Source organism: Enterococcus devriesei (assembly GCF_001885905.1).
Lineage (GTDB): Bacteria > Bacillota > Bacilli > Lactobacillales > Enterococcaceae > Enterococcus_A > Enterococcus_A devriesei.
This window is the reverse complement of the sequence record NZ_JXKM01000009.1, coordinates 24,704-47,491: the sequence shown is the minus strand read 5'-3', so window position 1 is coordinate 47,491 and position 22,788 is coordinate 24,704. Positions and strand designations below refer to the sequence as shown.

Genomic DNA, 22,788 nt, shown 5'->3' with positions numbered 1-22,788 from the left:
AGAATGTAAATGAAATTATTAAAACTATTTCATTTTATAATAATGGTGTTATAATGTTTCTTAAACCGAACACAAAGCTGGATAGAGTTAGGAGGACATAGAAATGTTAGATTTGAAACAAATGGCTGAGGTCTGCCGTCGTGAAGATTACTTAGACGCTTCCTTATATAAAAAGCATAATGTTAAAAAAGGCTTACGAGATCTTGATGGGAAGGGTGTTTTGGCTGGACTAACCAACATTTCCACGATTCATCCACAAATCATGGATGGAGACAAGGTAGTCTCAAAGTTTGGAGAATTACGTTACCGCGGGATCGATATTAACGAGTTAGTGAACGGGTTTGTTTCAGAAAAGCGTTTAGGCTTTGAAGAAGTCAGTTACTTGTTATTATTTGGCACTTTACCAACCCAAGCTGAACTGACGGAATTCAAGGATTTAATCGGTAAAAGACGAACACTTCCAACCAATTTCACACGTGATGTTATCATGAAGGCGCCCTCACATAATATAATGAACATGATGTCCCGCAGTGTCCTGACATTGGGATGTTATGATGATAAGACGGATGATATCAGCATTGAGAATGTTTTGGATCAGAGTTTATCATTGATTGCTATATTTCCGATGATCGCCGTTTATTCTTACCATGCCTATAATCATGGAAAAGGCGACAGCATGTATATTCATCGTCCAGCGGAAAACCTAAGCACCGCTGAGGCAATTTTAACCATGTTGCGGCCAGACAAGCATTATACTTTCCAAGAAGCACAGACTTTGGACATGGCGTTAGTTTTACATATGGAACATGGTGGGGGGAATAATTCTACCTTTACCACGCGCGTAGTGACCTCTAGCGGGACTGATACGTATTCAACGATTGCTGCCGCATTAGGGTCATTAAAAGGGCCAAAGCATGGGGGAGCGAATATCAAAGTCACCCGCATGATGGAAGATTTGAAGGCCAGCGTCAATGATTGTGAAGATGAGAACGAGATTCGTGCCTATTTAGAAAAAATCCTGAATAAAGAAGCCTTCGATAAGCAAGGATTGATTTACGGCATGGGTCACGCGGTCTATGCAGAATCAGATCCGCGAGCGGAAATTTTTAAACGCTATGTTGAGAAGCTGGCCGAAGAGAAAGGCTCCGCGGCTTCTGCTGAATTTGATCTCTATCGCAAAGTCGAACGCTTAGCACCAGAAATCATTTCTGAAAAGCGTAAGGTCTATAAAGGCGTCAGCGCCAATATCGATTTCTTTAGCGGGTTTGTTTATCATATGCTGGATTTGCCGCAAGAATTGTACACACCGATGTTTGCAATCGCTCGAATCGTCGGCTGGTCGGCCCACCGAATCGAAGAACTGATCAATGTTCAAAAAATCATTCGACCGGCTTATATGGAAGTTTCTGAGGATCAGAATTATCAAGAGCTTGGCAAACGAAAGTAAGTAAAAAGGAGGTCTGACAGAACTTGTCACACCCCCTTTTTGTTTATTCCGCAATCAATCCTAACTCCACACAGGCTTTCCAAATTCCATCATCTGAGACAGGAGCCGTCACGTGGGCGGCTTTTTCTTTCAGTGCCGGGGCCGCATTTCCCATGGCGACAGGAAAGCCGACGGCATCAAACATGGTAAAGTCATTCTCTTCATCGCCGAAAGCTAAAGCTTGGTCGGCGGTGATTGCCATTTCTGCGCAAATTTTATGGATTCCTTCCGCCTTAGTTCCTGTTTTCAAATGGATATTTGCCGCGACCGGAGCGACTTTTTCAGCGATCAATGGGGAATCAATCCCTAATTTAAAGTCTGTTCGTTCATTCCAACCAACGATTAGCTGTAGAACGTTTTCTGGTAAGGGATCACTTTGCTGTAATAAAGCTTTTTTTGAAGGATGCTTCTCATTTTGCTGCTCGTCTTCATAGCTGTAGATGAGATCAGCCGTTTCGATCAAATACGCAATTTCTTCTTGTTCTAGATGCGCTATCAGCTTTTTAAGTAAGTCATTTGGGATACTGTTTTGATGAATTATTTTTCCTTGATAATGAACACAGTTGCCATTGGAAGAAATAATACTGTCCACGCCAAGTTCTTCTGCCAAAGCTGCCAGCGTCTGATGATTGCGTCCTGAAGCGATCACGGGTTCGATCTGATTCTCCTTTAGCTTCCGCAACGCCAACTTAGCCGAGGCAGGGATGCGTTCTCCAAAAGGCAATGTATGAGGCAACTGATTGTCCACCAACGTCCCGTCAATATCAAAAAAAGCAACACGGAAATTTTTCATACCAACACTCCTAACCTTTGAATTCGGTTCCATTGCTGTTAATCCAAGTATAAAAGAAAATTCAATCAGGCGCATCCTTTTTTAAAGATGAAAGTGTCAAATGTAGCGATAGGGGATTCCTTCATTTCGTTAAGAGAAGAAACTATTTTTGGGAAAAGAAGCGTTTCCATCGTTTCGCGAGTATAATAGAGGTGAAGAACTGACTATTGAAAGGGAGGGAGAGGTATGCTAAATCCATTCATTAACGCAGGGTTAGAGATTATTTTAAAAGAACTTTATCGCGATAATGTCACCACTGAACAAGTTTATCAAACCACCGACATCCGCAAAGAACGCCTAATTGTTTATGTGTATCCCGATCAATTGAAGTTTGTATTTGTTGACCAAGAAGCTGAAACGCCAGAACTATAAAACGTTTTGCCCGATGATTCAGTTCATGATGCTGAATCATTTTTTGTTTGACTAGTGACTCAGAAACCGACCAGAGTCGTTAACTTGAATTTATTCTTGAATGTTTGTAGACTTTAATTATCAAAAGAGTGGAAGAAGGTAGAATCTCATGAAGACAGTCAAGTTGGCAAAGCAAGCGGTTTTTCCAATCGGGTTAGGAACGTGGAAAATGGGAGAAGAACGAGCTCCAAGAAAGCAAGAAATCGCGGCGTTACGTGCCGGAATCGAAGCCGGCGCAGAAGTGATCGATACGGCTGAGATGTATGGCAACGGCTTATCAGAAGAACTAGTTGGCGAGGCAATCACATTTTATGACCGAGAAAAATTATTTTTGATTTCGAAGGTCTTGCCGTCAAATGCTTCAAAAAAGCAATTAGCAAAAAGTTTAGACGCCAGTTTAAAACGCTTGAAGACTGATTATTTAGATCAGTATTTGCTCCATTGGCCAGGTCAAATCCCTTTTCAAGAAACGATCGAAGCTCTAGAAGAACAGCGGCAAAAAGGCAAGATCAAGTCATGGGGTGTTTCGAATTTGGACACTGACGAATTGAAGGAGATCCTACGTTTAGAAAATGGCGACCATTGTGCCACGAACCAAGTCTGTTATAACTTAGGAGATCGTGGAATCGAGTTTGATTTGATTCCACTGATGCGGAAACAGCAAATGCCATTGATTGCCTACTGTCCCTTAGCGATGGGAGATAGTCAAGGCTTTCATTTTACCAAAGAGAAAACCCTAGTAGAACTAGCCGAGAAACATGATTGCGATATTTTCCAGCTTTTATTAGCTTGGTGCATTAGAGACGGTCAGACGATCGCAATTCCAAAGGCGGGAAAAAGCGAACATGTTTTAAGCAATTTGAAAGCCGCTGAGATTCAGTTAAGTGAGGAGGATTTAATTCAGTTGAATCAAGTCTATCCCGAACCTACAAGAAAAATGCCGTTGACTATTTGGTGATTAGTAAGCCGACTAAAATCAGTCGGTTTTTTTAACTGCAAAAAATTGTGGTATGATGGCTGGAGAAAATTGAGTTAGAGGCGGTGGAGAGGAATGGCAATCAAAGAAAAAGTACTACACAGGATGGGGACGGTCATTCATTTGTGGCTCCAGCACGAGAAGCCGGAACCACTACTAGCTAAAGCGGAAGAAATGTTGATCGATTATGAAGGGCGCTTTAGCGCAAACGATAATCGATCAGCATTGATGCAGCTTAATCAACAGGCGGCTAGTCATTTCGTGAAGGTGGATAAGGAATTATTTGAATTGATCTCGATTGGAAAAGAACAAAGTCTCATGACTGATAGTTTTTTGAACATCGCGCTTGGTCCGTTAGTGAAGGAATGGCGGATTGGTTTCAAGGATGCCCATTATCCAGAGGCTTATCAGATTAAGGGATTATTGCAGCTTACAAATCCTGCAGATATTTTATTGAATGAAGCAGAAAGAACGGTGGCCTTCCGTCAGCAGGGAATGGAGATTGATCTAGGAGCGCTGGCTAAAGGCTATTTCGCAGATAAAATCATTGCTTTTTTCCGACGTGAGGGAGCACAGTCGGCCTATATCGACTTAGGAGGTAATGTACTGACCTTCGGGGAAGCACCGTTTCATGAAGACGGCTATTGGCGAGTGGGGGTTCAGAATCCCTTTTTACCCAGAAACCAATATGCGGCGGTGGTTAAAATCAAGAATCAATCGGTTGTCACCTCGGGAATCTATGAGCGGAAATTTGAATGGCAAGGAAAAACCTACCATCATATTTTTGATCCTCACACGGGTTTTCCGATCCAATCCTCTTTGGCCAGCTTGACTATTGTCTCTAAGCAATCACTGGATGGCGAAATATGGACCACCCGCTTATATGGGAAAACTCCGTCAACTATTATCATAGACTTGAATTCAATTCCGACGATCGAAGGCTTAGTAATCACAAATCCAGGTGAATTGGCCTTCAGCCAAGGATTAAAAAAGAATATCGAATTGTCATAAAAAAACGAAGCCGGGGCTTCGTTTTTTTATGTCTTTAAATTAAGAAAAGTCATGTTTTAGTTGTGAAAGAAAACAATCGATCAAGGCTTTCTCAGGTTCGTCTAAAGTTTTGTTGGCAGAGTGAGCGATAAAATAATCCAATGACAATAACTCTTTTGAGAGAGGGAGAATATTAAAATGTTGCTGATCGTCTTGTACCGCTATCTGGATGCTTTCTGGGAGAAAGGCGATCCCCAGATTTTGCTTAGCTAGTTCTCGAACCGTAAAGACATTATTGCTCTCTAAGACGATTCGAGGCTGAACCTTATACTTTTGCAGCAAGTGATCAATTTGGCGTCGGATTGGAGAACCTCGCGAAGTTAGTACTAGTTCCTCTTGCAACAATTCCTTTATTGTCATGGTCTGCTCCGTTAATTGCCGCGTCTTTTTTTGATAAAAACGTGATTTTTCAGGAATCACTGCATAATAGCCATGTTTTCCATGCTGATGGACAATCAAGTTAGGCGAAAGCATCTCAGGGTTTTGACCAATCAAAAAATCTAATTCACCAGCTAACAAACGTTTTTCATTCGCTTCTGGAATATCTTCATATAGTTCAACGTTGACCGCCGGATACTTTCTCATAAAAGCTGGTACGAACAAGGGCAATAAGTACGTTCCTAGGCTAGGCAAAACACCGATACGGATCAAAGGGCCTTCTGCTGAAGAATAGTGACTGATCTTTTTTAGAAATTGTTCTTGCTGAGTTTCTAAAGAGTTGAGGTATTGATAATAGATTCGCCCAGCTTCTGTCAGTTGAAGCGGGTTCGTCTTTCGATTGATAATATCGATCCCTAGTTCCTTTTCAACTTTTTTGATGGTCTGAGTTAAATAAGGTTGCGAAACATAAAGGTCTTTCGCTGCTTTAGTATAGTTTCCATGTTTAAGAAGTATATCCAGATACTGCAAGAGTACCGGAGAGTCCATCTGTACCATTTGCTGTCCCTCCATAACTGTTTGGTTATAGCTTGATAATTAAATAAATATTTCACAAGGCTTGTTCTCTGATCTAGACTATAGCCAAGAAAGCTCTTTGTCAAATGAAATTAGTTTCAATAGGCAAAGAATATTATTTTAGATTTATTTGTGCGCAACTACACAAACGAAAGGATGAATGAAATGAAACTTATCGGTATCGTTGGGACGAACTCAAGCCGTTCCACTAATCGTCAATTATTACACTATATCCAAAAGCACTTTTCGGAACAAGCGGAGATTGAGATTTGCGAAATCAAGGATCTACCTGCCTTTAATGAACCGGAGGAAGCGGTGGCTCCTGCTGCGGTGAAGGAATTATCAGACAAGCTAGATGAGGCAGACGGAGTAATCATTAGTACCCCTGAGTACGACCACGCGATTCCCGCTGCGTTGAAAAGTGCCTTGGAATGGTTGTCATATACGACACGGCCACTGATTGATAAGTCTGTTATGATCGTTGGCGCCTCTCATGGTTCTCTTGGCTCCTCCCGAGCGCAAGCACATTTACGTCAAATTTTGGATGCACCTGAATTAAAAGCTCGGATCATGCCAGGCATGGAATTTCTATTAGGTCGTTCATTGGAAGCTTTTGATGAGTCTGGAGAATTAGTATACGGAGATAAGGTGACAGAGTTGGAGGAATGTTTTGAAGAATTTCAACTTTTTGTTACTCTCACGAACCAACTAACAAAAGACCAACGTTTTAAAACAGAACAAAAGCGTAATTTTACCTGGGAACAGGCGGTAAATGGAGGAATCGAAAAATGAAATTTATTGGACTTGTAGGAACGAATGCAAAAAAATCATACAATCGAGAATTATTACAGTTCATGCAAAAACATTTTGAAGCAAAAGCGGAAATTGAAATTTTAGAATTAACGGATGTGCCGATGTTCAATGAAACCGATGATCAATCCAATAGCCCGGTGATTCAAGCGTTCAATAATAAAATCATGGAAGCCGACGGAGTAATCATTGCCACACCTGAACACAATCATTCGGTTCCATCAGCGTTGAAAAGCATTATCGAATGGTTGTCTTTTAACCTCCATCCTTTTGACGGGAAACCGGTCATGATCGTAGGGGCTTCTTACGATGTTCAAGGTTCTTCCAGAGCGCAACTACATTTGCGTCAGATCTTAGATGCTCCTGGCGTAAATGCGACCGTGATGCCCGGCTATGAATTCTTACTAGGCCGTGCTCATCAAGCCTTTAATGATGCAGGGGATCTAAAAGATGAACGGACGATCGATTTTCTAGAAAGCTGTTTTTGGCACTTTTTACGCTTCACTGAAGTGGCGAATTTATTGAATGTTCCTGAAGATGTGACCTTTGAACCAGGTTCATTTACAGTCACAGCGCCTGGACACAATGGTGATCTACCAATGACAGTCACTCTATCACAGGAGCGAATCGAAAGCATTGATATCGATACTTCTGGCGAATCAGAAGGAATCGCGGATGTGGTCTTCACCCGGATTCCACAACAAATCGTTGAAGGTCAAACTTTGAATGTGGATGTATTGTCAGGGGCTTCTGTCACAAGTAATGGCGTAATTGACGGCGTAGCGAAGGCGATAAAAATGGCCGGAGCAAATCCCGACACGTTGAAAAAACGTCCGAAAGCACCTAGCGCGTTAGCTACCCATGATGCGGCATACACGACGGATGTCGTTGTAGTCGGCGCAGGAGGTGCGGGATTGACTGCCGCCTCAAAAGTTTTACAAGAAGGTAAAAAAGTCATCGTCGTTGAAAAATTCCCAGCTATCGGCGGAAATACCGTTCGTACTGGTGGTCCGATGAATGCGGCAGACCCAGCATGGCAAAATGGCTTTGCGGCTAAGCCAGGAGAAAGTCATACCCTGAAGGAAATGGCTGAACTGGATGAAAATCAAATTGATCCAGAATACCGCGAAGATTTTCGAACATTGCAAAAAGAAATAGTCGATTACCTAGCAGAAAATGACGATCCAAACGGCTATCTCTTTGACTCAGAATTATTTTATCGGATGCAAACCTATTTAGGAGGCAAGCGGACCGATCAACAAGGAACAGTTATTTACGGACAATACGATTTAGTGAAGACCTTGACGGATCGAGCGATGGAATCAGTCGAATGGTTAGAGGCAATTGGAGTCGAATTTGATAAGACAGACGTAACCATGCCAGTAGGTGCTTTGTGGCGTAGAGGACATAAGCCATTAAAAAATGAAGGTTACGCTTATGTATCTGCTTTGAAAGCCTTCGTCGAAAAAAATGGCGGTCAGATCATTACCGATACGGCAGTGAAAAACTTGATTATTGAAGACGGAAAGGTCACAGGTGTCGTTGGGGAAGGGATGAATGGTGAGCAAGTGACTGTCCATGCAGCCGCAGTAATCTTAGCTTCCGGTGGTTTTGGCGCAAATACAAAAATGTTGAAGGAATACAATACCTATTGGACAGAAATTGATGATGACATCAAAACTTCTAATTCACCAGCGATTACAGGTGATGGAATTCTACTTGGTCAACAAGCAGGCGCAGATTTAGTCGGAATGGGCTTCTCACAAATAATGCCAGTCTCCGATCCAGAGACAGGCGCGTTATTTAGTGGTTTGCAAGTTCCGCCACAAAACTTTGTAATGGTAAACCAGAAAGGCGAACGTTTTGTCAATGAGTATGGTAGTCGGGATCTCTTGACCCAAGCAGCGATTGATAATGGCGGATTGTTCTACTTGATCGCTGATGAGCTGATTAAAAATACTGCTTACAATACTTCGCAAGAAAAAATCGACAAGCAAGTAGCGGCGGGAACTTTGTACCGAGCAGACACATTAGCAGAATTAGCTGAACAAATTCAAGTTGATCCGCAAGTTTTAACAGCAACGATTGAAAAATACAACGCAGCGGTTGATGCTGGCGTAGACGAAGAATTTGGCAAAGACGTCTTTGATCTGAAGGTTGAAGTAGCACCATTTTATGCGACACCTCGGAAACCAGCTGTCCACCATACAATGGGCGGGTTGAAAATTGATGTAAATACTCATGTGTTAGATAAAGAGGGAGCGGTTATTCCAGGCTTATATGCTGCGGGAGAAGTAGCAGGCGGAATCCATGCTGGAAATCGACTTGGCGGAAACTCATTGACAGATATCTTTACCTTTGGACGTATCGCTGGTAAAACAGCGATCAATGAACTAAAAGCCCACACAGTGAAAGTGTAATGGAGGAAATTATGATAACTAAAGTTAATCGATGGCAGATTCTTATCGCCTCAACCGCTGTATTGTTATGTACTGGTGCAATCTATGCCTTCAGTGTTTTTGCGGGACCTTTGAGTGCTACGAAAAACTGGAGCATGGGAGAAGTGATGACGGCTTTTGCAATCAATTCAGCGATTGGGCCGATCCCAATGATCCTTGGCGGCTTTTTGACAGATCGCGGATTAGCGAAGTGGACGATCACGATTGGTGGTTTGATGTTTGGTTTAGGTTTCTTTTTATCAGGAATGGCGAACACGACGACGATGTTATATCTGACTTATGGCGTACTAGGCGGCTTAGGTCAAGGCTTGGCCTATTCAGGCTGCTTAAGCAATACAATTAAATTGTTCCCAGATAAAAAGGGTCTTGCTTCAGGAATCATCACAGCTGGGATGGGTGGTGCGGCGATCATCGCAGCACCAATTGGAAACTATTTGATTCAAACACATGATGTGTCTTACGCTTTTCGTGTTCTAGGTATTTTCTATATGGCGGTAGTGGTTACGGCCAGCCTGTTTATCAAGAAGGCGCCGGTAGGTTTTCAGCCGGCAGGTTGGACGCCACCGACTGTTAAAGGCAATCCTAAAGGGAATAATAAGAACTGGCGGGACATGCTGAAGACACCTAATTTCTATTTGATTTTTCTAATGATGTTTACCGGGGCTTTTTCAGGCTTGATGATCGCGTCCAACGCATCAGCGATCGGACAACAAATGTTCCACTTGTCAGCTAGTACAGCGGCCTTTTATGTGAGTCTATATTCGTTGAGTAATTGTTGTGGCCGTGTCTTCTGGGGAATTATTTCTGACAGACTTGGGAGAAATCAAGCATTGAATATGATCTTTGGTGCAGTTATTGCCGCTTTTATTATGCTAGTGGCCTTTTCATCTTCACTAGGCTTCGCTGCGGGAATCATTGTACTAGGTTTGTGTTTTGGCGGCGTGATGGGCGTTTTCCCTCCATTAGTAATGGAAAATTATGGTCCGGTCAATCAAGGGGTCAATTACGGTATAATTTTCTGTGGCTACTCCGCGGCAGCATTCTTTGCACCTAAAGTCGCAATCAGTCTAGCTACGAGTCATCAAGGGAATTTTACCCAAGCTTTTTATGTGGCGATTTGTGTTGCCGGAATTGGGATCTTATTGAACATCGTTTATCTTCAATTGAAGAAGAAAGTGATGAAAGCTTCAATCAATTAAAATAGTGTTGTCTGCTTATCAAAGCAATGTGAGAAGGTTTGCCTCTTACACTGCTTCGATAAGTTTTTTGTGGGTAGCTGTTTGAAGCAAGGGATGGAGTCGAGAAAGAAGTTACAGATAAAGCTACTATTATTTTTTTGCAAATAAAAAGGAACGATCTCTCGAGATCGTTCCTTTTTATAATGGAGCTGAGGGGAATCGAACCCCTGTCCAAACATCTCTTAACCTAAATCTCTACGCTCATAGTCAACTCATTTGAAGTTTCGCTCGATAGCATGCCGAGTGACAAGCAGTCTATTTCGCTAGTCTGATGATCTCTTTTTTAACTTACAGACGGAAAGTTAAAACGTATCCCACTTAATTTGAGACCCTGATCCGAGCACATGGGCGATACCGGGAGGATCTACGCTAACTGTTTTTAGGCAGCTAAAGCGTAAGAGTTGTTATTGTTTTTAGCAGTTATATTTAACTGTAACGTTTTTACGTAGACGTAACCTACGAAGCGCAACTCAGGCCCGAACAATGCCTGTCGAATCCAGAAACAGCCCCCTAATAAAATTTTACTGCAAATGAAATTATAACATTCCATCATCGAAAAAGCAAAGAACTAAGCAAAGCTTTCAAGCTTTAGCGAAAGGCATGAATTGTCAGAGGAAAGCGCTAAAAAGATTGAAGAAAAAGCAAATTGTTAATGAAGATATAGGTAAGGTAATGGTTGAAAAAATTGAAATAGAGTATACTAAGTATGAGAATCAGATGATACTAGGGGGATATTGTATGAATATTTTAATGATTGAAGATAATGAATCCGTCTCTGAAATGATGCAGATGTTCTTTTTAAATGAAGGCTGGGAAGCTGAATTTAAATACGATGGCAAAGAAGGTTTGGAGGCGTTTAAAGCAGATCCACAAAAATGGGACATGATCACGCTTGATTTGAATCTACCTAGCATGGATGGAATGGAAGTGGGTCGTGAGATTCGCAAAATTTCTAGCACGGTACCGATTATTATGCTGACGGCCAGAGATTCCGAAAGCGATCAAGTGATTGGTTTGGAGATGGGAGCTGATGACTACGTCACAAAACCCTTCTCGCCGCTGACTTTAATTGCACGGATCAAAGCATTGCATCGTCGTAGCGAACTAGCGACTGAACCGAATAAGGAAGTCGCAGCGAACAATGAGAACTTTGATATCCAAACCGATCATTTCAAAATGAACTTGAAGACGCGAGAGGCTTATTTGGATGATAAGGCGATTGAGGGACTGACGCCGAAGGAATTTGATTTGCTTTATACAATGGCGAAGAAGCCGCGACAAGTCTTTACTCGTGAACAGTTGTTGGAATTGGTTTGGGATTATCAGTATTTTGGCGATGAGCGGACAGTTGATGCTCATATCAAAAAGCTGCGTCAGAAGATTGAAAAAGTCGGATCGCAGGTCATTCAAACGGTTTGGGGCGTCGGTTACAAATTTGATGATACCGAGGTTGCTCGATGAAGTATCTTTATCAGCAATTGTTGGCTTTCGGCGGATTGATATTGTTGATCCTGTTGACGTTGGGACTTTCTTTTACCCAATTCACGCGAAAAACACTTGAGGATAATAACTATAAAGAATTGTTCGGCTATGCCCGCTCGGTTGAAAAAACCAATCTTTCTTTCAGCAGTCAATATGATTGGATGACAGAAGACGCGGCCTTTCAAAATGCCATTAGTGTCACCGAAGTTAGTTTGAATCAACAAGGGGTGACCTTTGTTTTCATCGACAAGGATCAAAATGTCCAATACCCGCAAAAAGCCGGTAAGGTCAATAAGCACTTAGTTAGCGACGCGCAGTGGAAGGCGTTGAAGGCTGGTCAGCAGCAAAAGGAAACCAGCACGAAGAATGTGATGGGGCAAAATCAAACGACTTCCTATGCGATGGTGCCGTTTTTCAGCAATGATTCTTTTTATGGAGTACTTTTGGTCAGTCAGCCGGCGATGAACGTGGAAAATAGCGTCAATTCCATCGTGACGGACCTATTTAAAGCCTTCATTATTGCCTCGATTATCGCGATCATCGTCAGCTATTTATTTGCTACCAGACAGGTAAAGCGGATCAATCGAATGCGTTCGGCCACTAAAGAGGTGGCCACAGGGAACTTTGATGTAGTGGTACCGAATCGTAATCGGGATGAATTTGATGATCTAGCCAATGATTTTAATCAAATGACCATCTCTTTGAAAGAGTCGCAAGATGAGATCGAGCGGCAAGAAGAACGTCGGAAACAATTTATGGCGGATGCTTCTCACGAGATGCGGACACCGCTGACGACCATTAATGGTCTTTTGGAAGGGCTGCAATACAACGCGATCCCGGAAAATCAAAAGGCCAAAGCAATCACTTTGATGCAAAATGAAACGTCCCGATTGATTCGTTTGGTCAATGAAAATCTCGATTATGAAAAGATCAGGACCAATCAAATCAGTATTATTTTGCAGAAGTTCAATGCCACTGAAGCAGTCTCAACTCTGTTGACGCAACTAAAAGCCAAAGCTGAGGCTTCTGGCGACCAGCTAGTCTTGAACACGGATGAAGCGATTGACGTCTATGCGGATTACGATCGGTTCGTTCAAGTGCTGGTGAACCTGATTCAAAACGCGATCCAGTTTACACAAAATGGGACCATTAAAGTCTCAATCCAAAAAGAAGCCGCTGGGACAGCGATCGAGATCAGTGATAATGGGATCGGTATGTCAGAGGAACAAGTAAAAAATATTTGGGATCGCTATTACAAAGCCGATCCATCACGGAAAAATACGAAATACGGCGAGTCCGGACTGGGATTGTCCATCGTTCAAGAATTAGTTCGCCTGCATCATGGAACGATTGAGGTCACCAGCGAACTTGAAAAGGGAACGACCTTCAAAGTGACATTTCCCGATGAAGTAAAAGAAGACGTAAAAGAAGAAGCGTAAAACCAAATCGGTTTTACGCTTCTTCTTTAATGTTGAATTTATAAAATTGCCAAGATGATAAAGTTCAAAATGAATAGTAGATCAACGATCCAAAGAATCGGTGAGATTTCCTTGGTTTTTCCTTTAATGACTTTAACGATCGTGTAGAAAATAAAACCAGCAGCGATCCCATAAGAAATGCTGTAGCATAGCCCCATAAAGACACTCGCGAAGAAAGCGGGAACGGCTTCTTCCAAGTCCAACCAATTAATATCCGCGAAGGATGCCAACATCATGACTCCGACTAAGATCAAGGCAGGTGCGGTTGCTTGTGCTGGTACGATCGCAATCAGTGGAGAAAACAGACTGCTTAGAGCAAATAGAATAGCAACGACGACGGAAGTCAAACCTGTGCGTCCACCAGCACCGATACCAGCAGCTGATTCAACGTAAGTGGTAGTATTCGATGTACCGAAGATCGCACCAATCGATGTAGCAATCGCATCTGCGAACAAGGCTTTGTCCATCTTTGTTTTAAAGCCGCGGCCGTCATTGTCTAACGCCATTTCATCTTCTTTAGAGAAAATGCCGGTTCTCCGGCCAGTTCCAATAAAGGTTCCGATCGTATCGAAGGTATCAGATAAGCTAAAGGCTAAAATCGTCATTAATACTTGCGGCAATTTTGATGAATCAGAAAAGAGCGAGCCCATGCCAGCTGAACCAAAGGCTGCACCAAAGGTTGTACCAAGCTCTTGGATCGAATTGCCTAATGAATTTGCGTGCCAATCAATCGCGCCTAATTGAACGACGCCCATTGGAATACCTAATAAAGTCGTGACTAAGATACCAATCAAGATTGCGCCACGGACATTTTTAACGACTAAGATCGTTGTTAAAACCAAACCAATGACAGCCAAAATAATCGGCGCATTATTAAAGTTCGCCAAAGCAGGAACAATTCCGCTGTTGATCGAAACATTGGTGGCTTTGCCGCCTTCTATTACACTGCTAGTGATGGCTGAAGAGTCAGCAGTAAAGGAAAGTAGACCAGCATTTTTGATTCCCACATAAGCAACAAAAATCCCGATCCCACCACCGATCGCGTGCTGCATACTTTCAGGAATTGCACGAATGATCAATTTACGAATTTTGGTAACCGTGATCAGAATATTAATGATTCCGCAAATGAAAACCATCGCTAGCGCTTGTTGCCAAGAATAACCTAATCCAAAAACGACTGTGTAAGTGAAGAACGCATTCAGTCCCATACCTGGTGCTTGCGCATAAGGTACGTTAGCGAACAAACCCATGACTAAAGTTCCAATGACAGAAGCGATAATCGTTGCTAAAAATACCGCCTGAAATGGCATTCCTGAAGCTGATAAAATACTTGGATTAACGAATAAAATATAACTCATCGCGAAGAAAGTCGTGATCCCCGCCATCATTTCCGTTGAAAAATTGGTCCCGTGTTCTTTTAACTTGAAGAATTTTTCCATTTTAAATAAACGCTCCTTAAAATAAGTTCATGATATCGATAAAACCCGAATACTTTTTAAGTATAATGAAGGAATAATCGACTTTCAAGTTTTATTTCAAGAAAAGAATAATTAAAAGGAAGAATGTTCGTGTTTTAACGGACATCCTTCCTTTTGCTGATTCGATTGATTGTTTGGAATAGGAGAATCATTACGCCTAAGCTTGCGACGAGAAAAGCGCAGGCCTTCAGTAAAGCGTTAAAAAAAAGATCCAGTAAAGTCATAGAGGATAACTCAAAGGATAGGGAAGAACGAATCGAATAGGCAATTCCGCTAGTACCGTTACTTAAAACAAAATTCGGCAAGTTCTTGAATTGGTTTAAGCCTTGATGATACAAATTTTGTAAGACACTTTCGTAGACCGGTTCAAAGATCGCGAAAAGAAGAATTAAACTAATTGTAGCAACCATCAGGCCGATAAAAAATTCTAATCCTGTGGTGTAAATTAATTGCTTTAATGAAGTAGTATATTTTTTTTGGATGTATAAACGTAGAGCAAAGCCGATCAACAGTAAACAAAAGAAGCCGATACAACAAAAAAGCAGACGATCAGCAAAATATTCCTGTAGCTGTTTGATTTCAGGCTTCGTAAATAATTTGATTTGGTCGAGTGAATCTAATTGAATCAAGATCGACCGCAGCACACCAAAGCTGGTTAAACTAAAAAGGGCGAATAAACAAATCACCCATGAAATCGAAAATTGAAAGCGATGCCGCTTGATCGTTGTAAGTGTTGTTGAGAAAAGATTCATATACTCACCTCTTAATAAGTAGTATAAATTCTTAATTTGAAAGAAGTATGAATTCTATCAGAAGAAATAAGTGCAAAAAAATCACCCATTTCGTATGTTTGCGAAATGGGTGATTGAGAATTATTGTTGATTTTGTTCTTGATATTGTTTATACGTTTCAGTCTTATACAAGTCTTGAGTGGATTTTTTTCCATGTTGATCAAAGATGCTAGTGGATTTATCACCGAGTTTATTTTCGATTTTTTCCATCTGTTTCAAGCCATCTTTATAGTTATAATCGGATGCATCGATTGGCTTCAATCCGCTAGCTGAATAGAATCTCAAGAGATCCCCGTTATTGATGTGATCCGAGGTATCTAACTGTTTCGCAACAGCGTCCTTGTTCGCTTCAGTTTCGGCCTTAACCGTTTCATCCGGTTCAGTGATTGGAAGACCAGTCTTGTTGTCGTACAAGTTCCCACTGTAGTTTGTATATTTTGGTGTCACATAGTCGCCATCACGGAAAGCTACGACTTGGTCATGATCTTTTGATAATAAATCTTGACCTAGTTGCAAGTATTTGCTCGTATCTGTTCCTAATAGATGAAGCAGAGTAGGTAACGCATCAACTTCACCGCCGTAAGTATGGTTGATGCCGCCTTTTTCTTGTCCAGGCACATGAACCATGTAAGGTACCCGCTGCATTTGCGCATTGTCATAGTTTGACCAAGTTTCTTTCGACTTACCAAGTAATGGTGCTAAATCAGGATTTCTTGAATTAGAAATTCCATAATGATCGCCATACATGACGATGATGGAATTGTCATACAAGCCAGAAGCTTTTAGATAGTTAAAGAATTCTTCAACGGCTTTATCCAAATAGTTGGCTGTAGCAAAGTAACCATTAATGGTTTCGTCACCAGTATCGGCCATTGGGAAGCCAGCTTCATCATTTTTAAATTCACTGTATGGATAGTGATTGGATACAGCAATAAATTTTGAATAGAACGGCTGTTGCAGACGCTCCAGATATTTCACTGATTGTTGGAAGAACGGTTTGTCATGCAAGCCGTATTGGAATGAGTTTTCATCGTTCACATCATAATAAGAAGAATCGAAGAAATAATCATAGCCAAGATTTTTGTAGGTTTCCGTCCGGTTCCAGAAGTTTCCTGAATTTCCGTGGAAAGCCGCACTTGTGTAGCCTTCTGTTTGTTTCAAAATATCCGGTGCTGCTTGGAAGGTGTTCTTTCCGCCTAGTTGCGAGAAGAGTGAACCTTGATTCAAGCCGAACAACGAGTTTTCCATCAATGTTTCCGCGTCGGAAGTTTTTCCGGCTTTGACTTGGTGGAAGAAATTATCAAAAGCAAAAGTGCTGTTGTTATGGAAAATACTGTTTAAGAACGGCGTTACTTCATGTTCTTGTCCATTTGCATCTTTCAATTTGTAGTCGATCACAAACTGTTGCAGACTTTCTAAATGGATCGTAATGACGTTCCGTCCTTTGGCAATACCGTAATAGTCACTGTTTGGAGCGGCGTAGTGTTCTTTGACATACGCTTCAACATCCTTTAGATCATTTGGACTCGCTTCTGCTCGTACTTGGTTGGTATTATAGGTTTGGATGCCATCGTAAACGGTAAAGGCATTAACCCCAAGATATTTAATCAAATAGTCACGAGAAAAAGTCCGGGTCAATAATTCTGGACGGTCTGCTTCTGCCAAGAAAAGATTTCCTGAGAAGATCATGATCGATAGAGCGGTCATCGCAAAAGCCATCCGAGCACGTACGGGACGTTCTTCTTCTTTGATTCGTTTGCGCCATAAAAGCAGCGGCAAGATAATGATATCAATCAAGAATAAGAGGTCATATGGACGGAACAAACGAATGGCACTCTCACCTAAACCACTAGCGACTTTGCCGGCACCTAAGAAAGTGTTGACGGTAATGAAGTCAGTAAATTCGCGGTAGTAGACGACGTTGGCAAACAGTAAGAAACTGGCCAGCGCGTAAATCACCATCATTGTTCGATAAGATGCCTTTGGTCTGCGCACATACAAGGCGATCGATAACAAGAACATCGTCGAGGCGATTGGGTTGATGAAGAGAATAAAGTATTGGGTCAGGCTCTCGATCCCGAGATTAAATTCAAATAAATAGGCAAAGATACTTTTAGCCCATAATAAGAAGGTTAATAAGGCGTAAAAGCCTAAACGCTTATTTAAAAATTTTGGTGTTTTGAGTTTATTCAATAGTAACTTCCTTTCTAATGCAGAAGAAATGCAAATTGTTCACTTGGTAACATTTTACTAGCTTACATGGTCCCCGTCAATTCTTATCAAATTAGGAGCAATCAGCTTTAATAAAAACTTTATAAGCGAAAACTAGCTGTTTTTTTTGATATACTAGTGGTGAAAGCAGGGATGAATGTGAAGATAGAATTAACAAATAATGGAATTAAACGAATTCGTCAAGGAAATCCATTAATTCAAATAGAAGATTTGAAACAAAATATAAAAAAAATTCCCCTTGAATGGGTGACTTTTGTTGATGGTAATGATAAATATGTTGCCTCTGGCTATTTAGGCAAACAAAATAAAGGCATGGGCTGGGTATTAGATCGAACGCAGCGTCCCATTGACCGTGCTTTTTTTATAGAAGCTTTTAAACAGGCGATCCAGCGGCGTCAAGCTTTTTTTGCGGATGGAACAACGACCGCTTTTCGCTTATTTAATGGTGAAGGAGACGGCATCGGCGGATTGACGATTGATTATTATCACGATTATTTAGTGTTGTCTTGGTACAATCAGACGATCTATCATTTTCAACAAGAAATCTTAGACAGTTTGTTGGTGGCCTTTCCAACGGCGAAAGGTGTGGTGGAAAAGATTCGCTTTACTAGCGACTTAAGAGAAAGTCAATGGTTGATGGGGGAGAAGCCACAGGAGCCATTGCTTGTCTTGGAAAATGGTGTTTCATATGCGGTCTATTTAGATGAAGGCTATATGACGGGGATCTTTTTGGATCAAAAAGAAGTTCGGGGGCGGTTGACTGAAGGATTGGCCGCTGGCAAGAAAGTGTTGAATATGTTTAGCTATACCGGTGCTTTTTCAGTAGCGGCTGCTTACGGCGGCGCGGTGGAAACGACTAGCGTGGACTTAGCTCAACGTAGTTTACCAAAGACGCAGGAGCAATTTGCCGTCAATGGCTTACCCTTAGAGCAGCAAAAAATCATTGTCATGGATACTTTTGATTATTTCCGCTATGCAATGCGAAAGAACTTACGTTATGATGTAATTATCTTAGATCCGCCAAGTTTTGCCCGCAATAAGAAGAAAACATTTTCCGTGGCAAAAGACTACGGGCGGTTGATTGAAGACAGTGTTGAAATCTTGTCTGATGAAGGAATGATCATTGCTTCTACCAACGCGGCGAATCTGTCTATCAAGAAGTTCAAACAGGCAATCGAACAAGCCTTAAACAACAAGCAAGCGACCTATCATTTAGTAGAAAGCTATCGATTGCCTGCTGATTTTCCAGCCAGTCATTTTGAAGAAAGCAATTACTTGAAGGTATTGTTTTATGAGATAAAAAAATAGAAAAATAGGATGGGATATGTATGATGGATGTGCAAGTAAGAGAGGTGCGATTTGATGCAGGAAAACCTAAAATCTGCGTACCGATTCTTGGGAAAACCTTCGATGAGATCATCGAACAGGCGAATGAAGCGAAAAATGTCGCAGAAGTAATCGAATGGCGCGCGGATTATTATGAGGATCTTTTAGATGAAGAAAAATTAAATCAGACTTTACTGGCCTTGCGAGATGAAATCCGTAATATTCCTTTGATTTTCAATCTACGCACCGAACGGGCGGGAGGAACATTAGATTTACCACTCAATCAGTATCGGCAGATCAATGAGTTTGCGGTTTCTTCGCGAGCGATTGATTTGGCGGATATTGAGGTTTCGATCGTTGATACACTTTCAACGACCTTTATAAAATGGATGCAGGCTCTAGATGTGCGGGTCATCATGAGCTATTATGATTTCGAACAGACACCAGAAGACGCAGTACTGTTATTTCGCTTAAACCTAATCGAACATTGGGGAGCGGATCTGGCAAAAATTGTTGTCACTCCTAAAAGTGAAGCTGATGTTTTGCGACAAATGAAAATCATTATGAAGGCCCAGACCTTTGTGACGCTGCCGATTATTTCGGTTTCACTAGGTAGACTGGGTAAATTCTCACAAGTCGGCGGTTCACTGGATGGCTCTTGTATGACATATGGGTCTTTAGCAGGAAAAACGCAACCTGACGCGATGATCGAGGCTGAAAAATTAGCGATGATCGTAAACGAGTTAAGATAAGAGCTGCTGAGGTGAAACGAATCAGTTCAAACAAATAAGAGAGTGAAACATTTTTTAATGTTTCACTCTCTTATTTTTATTCCATCACATCAATATCAAAGACTTCGATCTGGTCTAACCCGCCATAGATTTCATACCAAGGTTTCGCATACTGATCGAGAATTTCATTTAATTCTTCAATATTTTCGCGTCCTTGTGTGTCCAGCCATTTGATCAAGCCTTCCTTACCGTTATCGGCATAGACTTGCACTCCATCACGCCAAGTAGCTCGACCGCCTAAGATACCGCAATAATTGGCACCATGTTGTCCGGCGAATTTCAGTTCATCGCGGAAAATATCTGCAGGCACACCAGCACTTAAATAAATGAAGGGCCGGGTTGCTGCTTCGCCAGCTTCTTTGAAGTAAGCTGCCGCTTCTTCTTGCGTGTAAACAACTGGATCATTGTCTTTTGTATAGCCTTCAACGTATTTAAACAAAACAGGAACTTCGACTTTCAAAACATCGATATGGTATTTGTCTTGGGTAAATTCCTTGATTGTATCGATCACTTTTTTCGGTTTGATTTTCGCAAATTCCGGTGAATGATCATCGGTAATTTTACTATCGTAAACGATTGGTTCCACAAATACCGGAATATCCACCGCTAAAGCTTCTGTCCCTAAGCGTTCCAAAAAGGCATGCTTCACGTCTAAAATTTCTTGCGCTTCATCAGGATCATAATAGACCAAGACTTTCGCAGCGTCGGCGCCTTTTGCTAACAAGCGATCTAATGATTCGTCTGGTAATAATTCTGGTAAACGACCGGGTGTATTCGCATCGTAGCCAGTTTTTTCATAAGACATGATCAAACCACAATTGGGATCTTTGGCTTTGATTCCTTTGAAGCCGTACTGTTCATCTAAAAGAATGGCACTGACGTGTTTGGTTAATTCTTGGGAAACCAATTCTTTAAACTCATAAACTTGGTCCATTGAGAATTTTTCCTCACCCACAGCGGTTTGCATCATTTTTTTCATAGAGCCTCGTTGATCGATAGCTAAGGCCGCAATGACGCCGTGATCATTTGACAATTGTTGCATCTTTTCAAACTTTCCTCTTGAAATTCTTTTCATGATGAAATCCTTCCCTTCTTATCTTGCTACAATTTCAGTGTAGGACTTTTGCGGGAAAAGGCCAAATAAAACGATCATTTGTTTGATTGACGCTTTTTTGCTAGACTTTAGGAAATAAGTAAAGGTGAGGGATTGACGTGGCGAAGAAAAAAATTCAAAAAACCAATGCAATTCGCTTGGTAGAACAAAAGAAGATCGACTATATCGAGCATGAGTATGCTTGGAGTGAAGAGGATCTAGGGGCGGGCCATGTATCCGAGCAAGTCAAAATCGAACCAGCGCGCATTTTCAAGACTTTAGTTGCAGTAGGAAATAAAACTGGTCCAGTAGTAGCGGTAGTTCCAAGCAATCACGAGCTAGATCTAAAAAAAATCGCGAAGGCTAGCGGCAATAAAAAAGTTGAAATGCTCCATCTAAGAGATTTGGAAGCAACCACTGGGTATATTCGCGGCGGCTGTTCACCCATCGGAATGAAAAAACTATTTCCAACCTTTGTAGACGCGTCCGCAAAAAGCTTCGAAAAAATCGCTATTTCCGCAGGCAGAAGAGGGCTGCAAATGGAAATTGCCCCCGACGCCATTGTTGAACTGACGCGAGGGCAATTTGTTGAGTTGACGCTTTAATCAAAAGCGTGATAAGCGGCGTTGGTTCCGGCGACATAGCCGGTACAAAAGGCGGTGGTGATATTGTAACCGCCGGTATAGCCATTCACATCAAGCACCTCCCCGGCAAAATATAGGCCGGGGATTTTTTTGCTGGCTAAATCTTTAGGATTGACTTCTTTAAGTTCCACGCCGCCACCAGTGACGAAGGATTTTTCTAAGCCAAAGGTTTTATTGGCGGTCAATGACCAGTTTTTACAATAGTCGATCAACTGTGACCATTGTTCGTTAGTGGTTTGCGGATAAGTCTGCTCGCTGATCCCAACTTTTCCTAAAAAGAATAGCAGTAATCGTTCAGGCAAAAGGCCGCCTAAAGCATTTTTTAATTGTTTCGTAGAGGCACCGCCCCGTTCTTTGATTTCAGCTAAAAGTTCGTCTTTCGTAAGCTGCGGGAAACAATCAAGCGTTAGTGTGACCGTATCTTGATTTCGCAATAGCTGATTGACAAAGCTGGAACAACGCAACGCCGCAGGGCCAGAGACCCCAAAGTGAGTAAACAGCAGATCCATTTCATGGCTGGCAACCGTCTTATTTTTTTGGTCTATCACACTCAAGGTCACATCTTGCAGGGATAGGCCTTGTAAGGTTTTGGCGGCAACAAAATCATCGGTTAAAAAAATCGGTGACTCGGTCGGGTATAACGGCGTCACATGATGACCGACGCTTTTGGCGAAACGGTAGCCGTCTCCTTGAGCACCGGTTGAAGGATAGGTAATGCCACCGGTAGTAATAACCACACTTTTAGCGGAATAATCGCCTTCAGCGGTACGCACCCCTTGGATCATCGCGCCATCAGAAATGATTTTTTCAACAGGCTCCTTAAAATGCAGCTCCACGTTTAGACTTTCCAATTCCTTCTTTAAAGTGTCGACAATCGTCGCTGATTTATTTGAAACTGGGAAGATCCGACCATGGTCCTCTTCCTTTAAAGCAACCCCACGCTCACTGAAAAAGCTCATAATATCCTGGTTATCAAATTGTGCAAAGGTACTATATAAGAACCGCCCATTTCCAGGTATATGGGTAATCAGATCATCCACCGGTCGATTATTTGTCACATTACAGCGACCGCCGCCAGTCATCAATAGCTTTTTACCTAAGCGTTTATTCTTTTCAAAAAGTGCGACCTTTGATCCGTTCATCGCAGCAGTAATACTCGCCATCATACCGGCGGGACCGCCGCCGATCACGATCACATCAAATTTATTTTTCATCTAGTCAACCAACCTTTATTATATTTTATCTGACGATTTTATT

Annotated in this window: 19 protein-coding genes and 1 other RNA gene; 12 read left to right on the top strand and 8 right to left on the bottom strand. The window is 41.8% G+C overall.

Translation table 11 applies throughout. The features are described 5' to 3' along the window. Positions 1-103 precede the first annotated feature (103 nt). The gene (locus RV00_RS12100; RefSeq protein WP_071862854.1) at positions 104-1,447 is read left to right on the top strand and encodes a citrate/2-methylcitrate synthase; all 1,344 of its coding nucleotides are present in this window, start codon (positions 104-106) and stop codon (positions 1,445-1,447) included. A gap of 43 nt (positions 1,448-1,490) precedes the next feature. On the opposite strand, the gene RV00_RS12095 is transcribed toward RV00_RS12100, so the two are convergent. Further along, positions 1,491-2,279, bottom strand: a complete 789-nt coding sequence (locus tag RV00_RS12095) for a Cof-type HAD-IIB family hydrolase (RefSeq protein ID WP_071862853.1) — start codon at positions 2,277-2,279, stop codon at positions 1,491-1,493. Between the two features lie 225 nt (positions 2,280-2,504). On the opposite strand from RV00_RS12095, the gene RV00_RS12090 reads away from it, so the two are divergent. The 3 genes from RV00_RS12090 (at position 2,505) to RV00_RS12080 (ending at position 4,716) form a co-directional block, all read left to right on the top strand. After that, positions 2,505-2,690, top strand: coding sequence for a hypothetical protein (locus tag RV00_RS12090; protein ID WP_071862852.1), 186 nt, complete (start codon positions 2,505-2,507; stop codon positions 2,688-2,690). 148 nt (positions 2,691-2,838) lie between these two features. Further along, entirely contained in the window at positions 2,839-3,687 is an 849-nt protein-coding gene (locus tag RV00_RS12085; protein WP_071862851.1) for an aldo/keto reductase, read from the top strand. Between the two features lie 93 nt (positions 3,688-3,780). Then, positions 3,781-4,716: an FAD:protein FMN transferase gene (locus tag RV00_RS12080; protein ID WP_071862850.1), complete on the top strand. Its 936-nt coding sequence runs from the start codon at positions 3,781-3,783 to the stop codon at positions 4,714-4,716. A gap of 39 nt (positions 4,717-4,755) precedes the next feature. Here RV00_RS12080 and RV00_RS12075 read toward each other — a convergent pair whose 3' ends face one another. Beyond that, a complete protein-coding gene (locus RV00_RS12075) occupies positions 4,756-5,691 on the bottom strand; it encodes a LysR family transcriptional regulator (RefSeq protein WP_071862849.1) in 936 nt (311 codons plus the stop codon). A gap of 183 nt (positions 5,692-5,874) precedes the next feature. Between RV00_RS12075 and RV00_RS12070 the strand changes: the two genes are divergently transcribed. From RV00_RS12070 to RV00_RS12060, 3 genes are read left to right on the top strand one after another with little or no spacing between them, the layout of a single operon-like run. Further along, positions 5,875-6,501, top strand: coding sequence for an NADPH-dependent FMN reductase (locus RV00_RS12070; RefSeq protein WP_071862848.1), 627 nt, complete (start codon positions 5,875-5,877; stop codon positions 6,499-6,501). Continuing rightward, positions 6,498-8,939: a flavocytochrome c gene (locus RV00_RS12065; RefSeq protein WP_071862847.1), complete on the top strand. Its 2,442-nt coding sequence runs from the start codon at positions 6,498-6,500 to the stop codon at positions 8,937-8,939. Before RV00_RS12070 ends, RV00_RS12065 begins: the two co-directional genes overlap by 4 nt. Before the next feature lie 11 nt (positions 8,940-8,950). Further along, positions 8,951-10,177, top strand: a complete 1,227-nt coding sequence (locus RV00_RS12060) for an L-lactate MFS transporter (RefSeq protein ID WP_071862846.1) — start codon at positions 8,951-8,953, stop codon at positions 10,175-10,177. Between the two features lie 180 nt (positions 10,178-10,357). Here RV00_RS12060 and ssrA read toward each other — a convergent pair. Then, positions 10,358-10,726: a transfer-messenger RNA gene (ssrA, locus tag RV00_RS12055) on the bottom strand. 228 nt (positions 10,727-10,954) lie between these two features. On the opposite strand from ssrA, the gene RV00_RS12050 reads away from it, so the two are divergent. Together RV00_RS12050 and RV00_RS12045 are read left to right on the top strand one after the other, a co-directional pair. Then, positions 10,955-11,677 (top strand): response regulator transcription factor, encoded by a 723-nt coding sequence (locus RV00_RS12050; protein ID WP_071862845.1) that lies wholly within the window; start codon positions 10,955-10,957, stop codon positions 11,675-11,677. Next, the gene (locus tag RV00_RS12045) at positions 11,674-13,137 is read left to right on the top strand and encodes a sensor histidine kinase (RefSeq protein WP_071862844.1); all 1,464 of its coding nucleotides are present in this window, start codon (positions 11,674-11,676) and stop codon (positions 13,135-13,137) included. The genes RV00_RS12050 and RV00_RS12045 overlap by 4 nt, the downstream gene beginning before the upstream one ends. 38 nt (positions 13,138-13,175) lie before the next feature. Here RV00_RS12045 and RV00_RS12040 read toward each other — a convergent pair whose 3' ends face one another. From RV00_RS12040 to RV00_RS12030, 3 genes are all read right to left on the bottom strand, one after another. Beyond that, complete coding sequence (locus RV00_RS12040) at positions 13,176-14,615, bottom strand: NCS2 family permease (RefSeq protein ID WP_071862843.1); 1,440 nt, start codon at positions 14,613-14,615, stop codon at positions 13,176-13,178. 134 nt (positions 14,616-14,749) lie between these two features. Beyond that, the gene (locus RV00_RS12035; protein WP_071862842.1) at positions 14,750-15,406 is read right to left on the bottom strand and encodes a hypothetical protein; all 657 of its coding nucleotides are present in this window, start codon (positions 15,404-15,406) and stop codon (positions 14,750-14,752) included. 120 nt (positions 15,407-15,526) lie between these two features. Next, entirely contained in the window at positions 15,527-17,638 is a 2,112-nt protein-coding gene (locus RV00_RS12030; protein WP_071862841.1) for an LTA synthase family protein, read from the bottom strand. 177 nt (positions 17,639-17,815) lie between these two features. Here RV00_RS12030 and RV00_RS12025 point away from each other — a divergent pair, with 177 nt between their 5' ends. Then, on the top strand, positions 17,816-18,985 hold the full coding sequence (locus RV00_RS12025; protein ID WP_315306232.1) for a class I SAM-dependent rRNA methyltransferase: 1,170 nt from the start codon (positions 17,816-17,818) through the stop codon (positions 18,983-18,985). Between the two features lie 20 nt (positions 18,986-19,005). Then, positions 19,006-19,755, top strand: a complete 750-nt coding sequence (gene aroD, locus RV00_RS12020; protein WP_071862839.1) for a type I 3-dehydroquinate dehydratase — start codon at positions 19,006-19,008, stop codon at positions 19,753-19,755. Positions 19,756-19,831: 76 nt separating this feature from the next. Here the strand turns inward: aroD and RV00_RS12015 are convergent, their stop codons facing one another. Further along, entirely contained in the window at positions 19,832-20,869 is a 1,038-nt protein-coding gene (locus RV00_RS12015; protein WP_071862838.1) for a tagatose 1,6-diphosphate aldolase, read from the bottom strand. Between the two features lie 137 nt (positions 20,870-21,006). Between RV00_RS12015 and ybaK the strand changes: the two genes are divergently transcribed. Continuing rightward, complete coding sequence (gene ybaK, locus RV00_RS12010) at positions 21,007-21,492, top strand: Cys-tRNA(Pro) deacylase (protein ID WP_071862837.1); 486 nt, start codon at positions 21,007-21,009, stop codon at positions 21,490-21,492. On the opposite strand, the gene RV00_RS12005 is transcribed toward ybaK, so the two are convergent. Beyond that, positions 21,489-22,745, bottom strand: a complete 1,257-nt coding sequence (locus tag RV00_RS12005) for a BaiN/RdsA family NAD(P)/FAD-dependent oxidoreductase (RefSeq protein WP_071862836.1) — start codon at positions 22,743-22,745, stop codon at positions 21,489-21,491. The two genes, ybaK and RV00_RS12005, sit on opposite strands and share 4 nt — an antisense overlap. Between the last annotated feature and the right edge of the window lie 43 nt (positions 22,746-22,788).

Bases quoted from the DNA above. Each gene is read 5' to 3' on its own strand.
- RV00_RS12080 (WP_071862850.1), top strand. From the start codon at position 3,781: ATGGCAATCAAAGAAAAAGTACTACACAGGATGGGGACGGTCATTCAT.
- RV00_RS12075 (WP_071862849.1), bottom strand. From the start codon at position 5,691: ATGGTACAGATGGACTCTCCGGTACTCTTGCAGTATCTGGATATACTT.
- RV00_RS12100 (WP_071862854.1), top strand. From the start codon at position 104: ATGTTAGATTTGAAACAAATGGCTGAGGTCTGCCGTCGTGAAGATTAC.
- aroD (WP_071862839.1), top strand. From the start codon at position 19,006: ATGATGGATGTGCAAGTAAGAGAGGTGCGATTTGATGCAGGAAAACCT.
- RV00_RS12050 (WP_071862845.1), top strand. From the start codon at position 10,955: ATGAATATTTTAATGATTGAAGATAATGAATCCGTCTCTGAAATGATG.
- RV00_RS12015 (WP_071862838.1), bottom strand. From the start codon at position 20,869: ATGAAAAGAATTTCAAGAGGAAAGTTTGAAAAGATGCAACAATTGTCA.
- RV00_RS12060 (WP_071862846.1), top strand. From the start codon at position 8,951: ATGATAACTAAAGTTAATCGATGGCAGATTCTTATCGCCTCAACCGCT.
- RV00_RS12035 (WP_071862842.1), bottom strand. From the start codon at position 15,406: ATGAATCTTTTCTCAACAACACTTACAACGATCAAGCGGCATCGCTTT.
- RV00_RS12085 (WP_071862851.1), top strand. From the start codon at position 2,839: ATGAAGACAGTCAAGTTGGCAAAGCAAGCGGTTTTTCCAATCGGGTTA.
- RV00_RS12045 (WP_071862844.1), top strand. From the start codon at position 11,674: ATGAAGTATCTTTATCAGCAATTGTTGGCTTTCGGCGGATTGATATTG.
- RV00_RS12065 (WP_071862847.1), top strand. From the start codon at position 6,498: ATGAAATTTATTGGACTTGTAGGAACGAATGCAAAAAAATCATACAAT.
- RV00_RS12090 (WP_071862852.1), top strand. From the start codon at position 2,505: ATGCTAAATCCATTCATTAACGCAGGGTTAGAGATTATTTTAAAAGAA.
- RV00_RS12070 (WP_071862848.1), top strand. From the start codon at position 5,875: ATGAAACTTATCGGTATCGTTGGGACGAACTCAAGCCGTTCCACTAAT.
- RV00_RS12040 (WP_071862843.1), bottom strand. From the start codon at position 14,615: ATGGAAAAATTCTTCAAGTTAAAAGAACACGGGACCAATTTTTCAACG.
- RV00_RS12005 (WP_071862836.1), bottom strand. From the start codon at position 22,745: ATGAAAAATAAATTTGATGTGATCGTGATCGGCGGCGGTCCCGCCGGT.
- RV00_RS12095 (WP_071862853.1), bottom strand. From the start codon at position 2,279: ATGAAAAATTTCCGTGTTGCTTTTTTTGATATTGACGGGACGTTGGTG.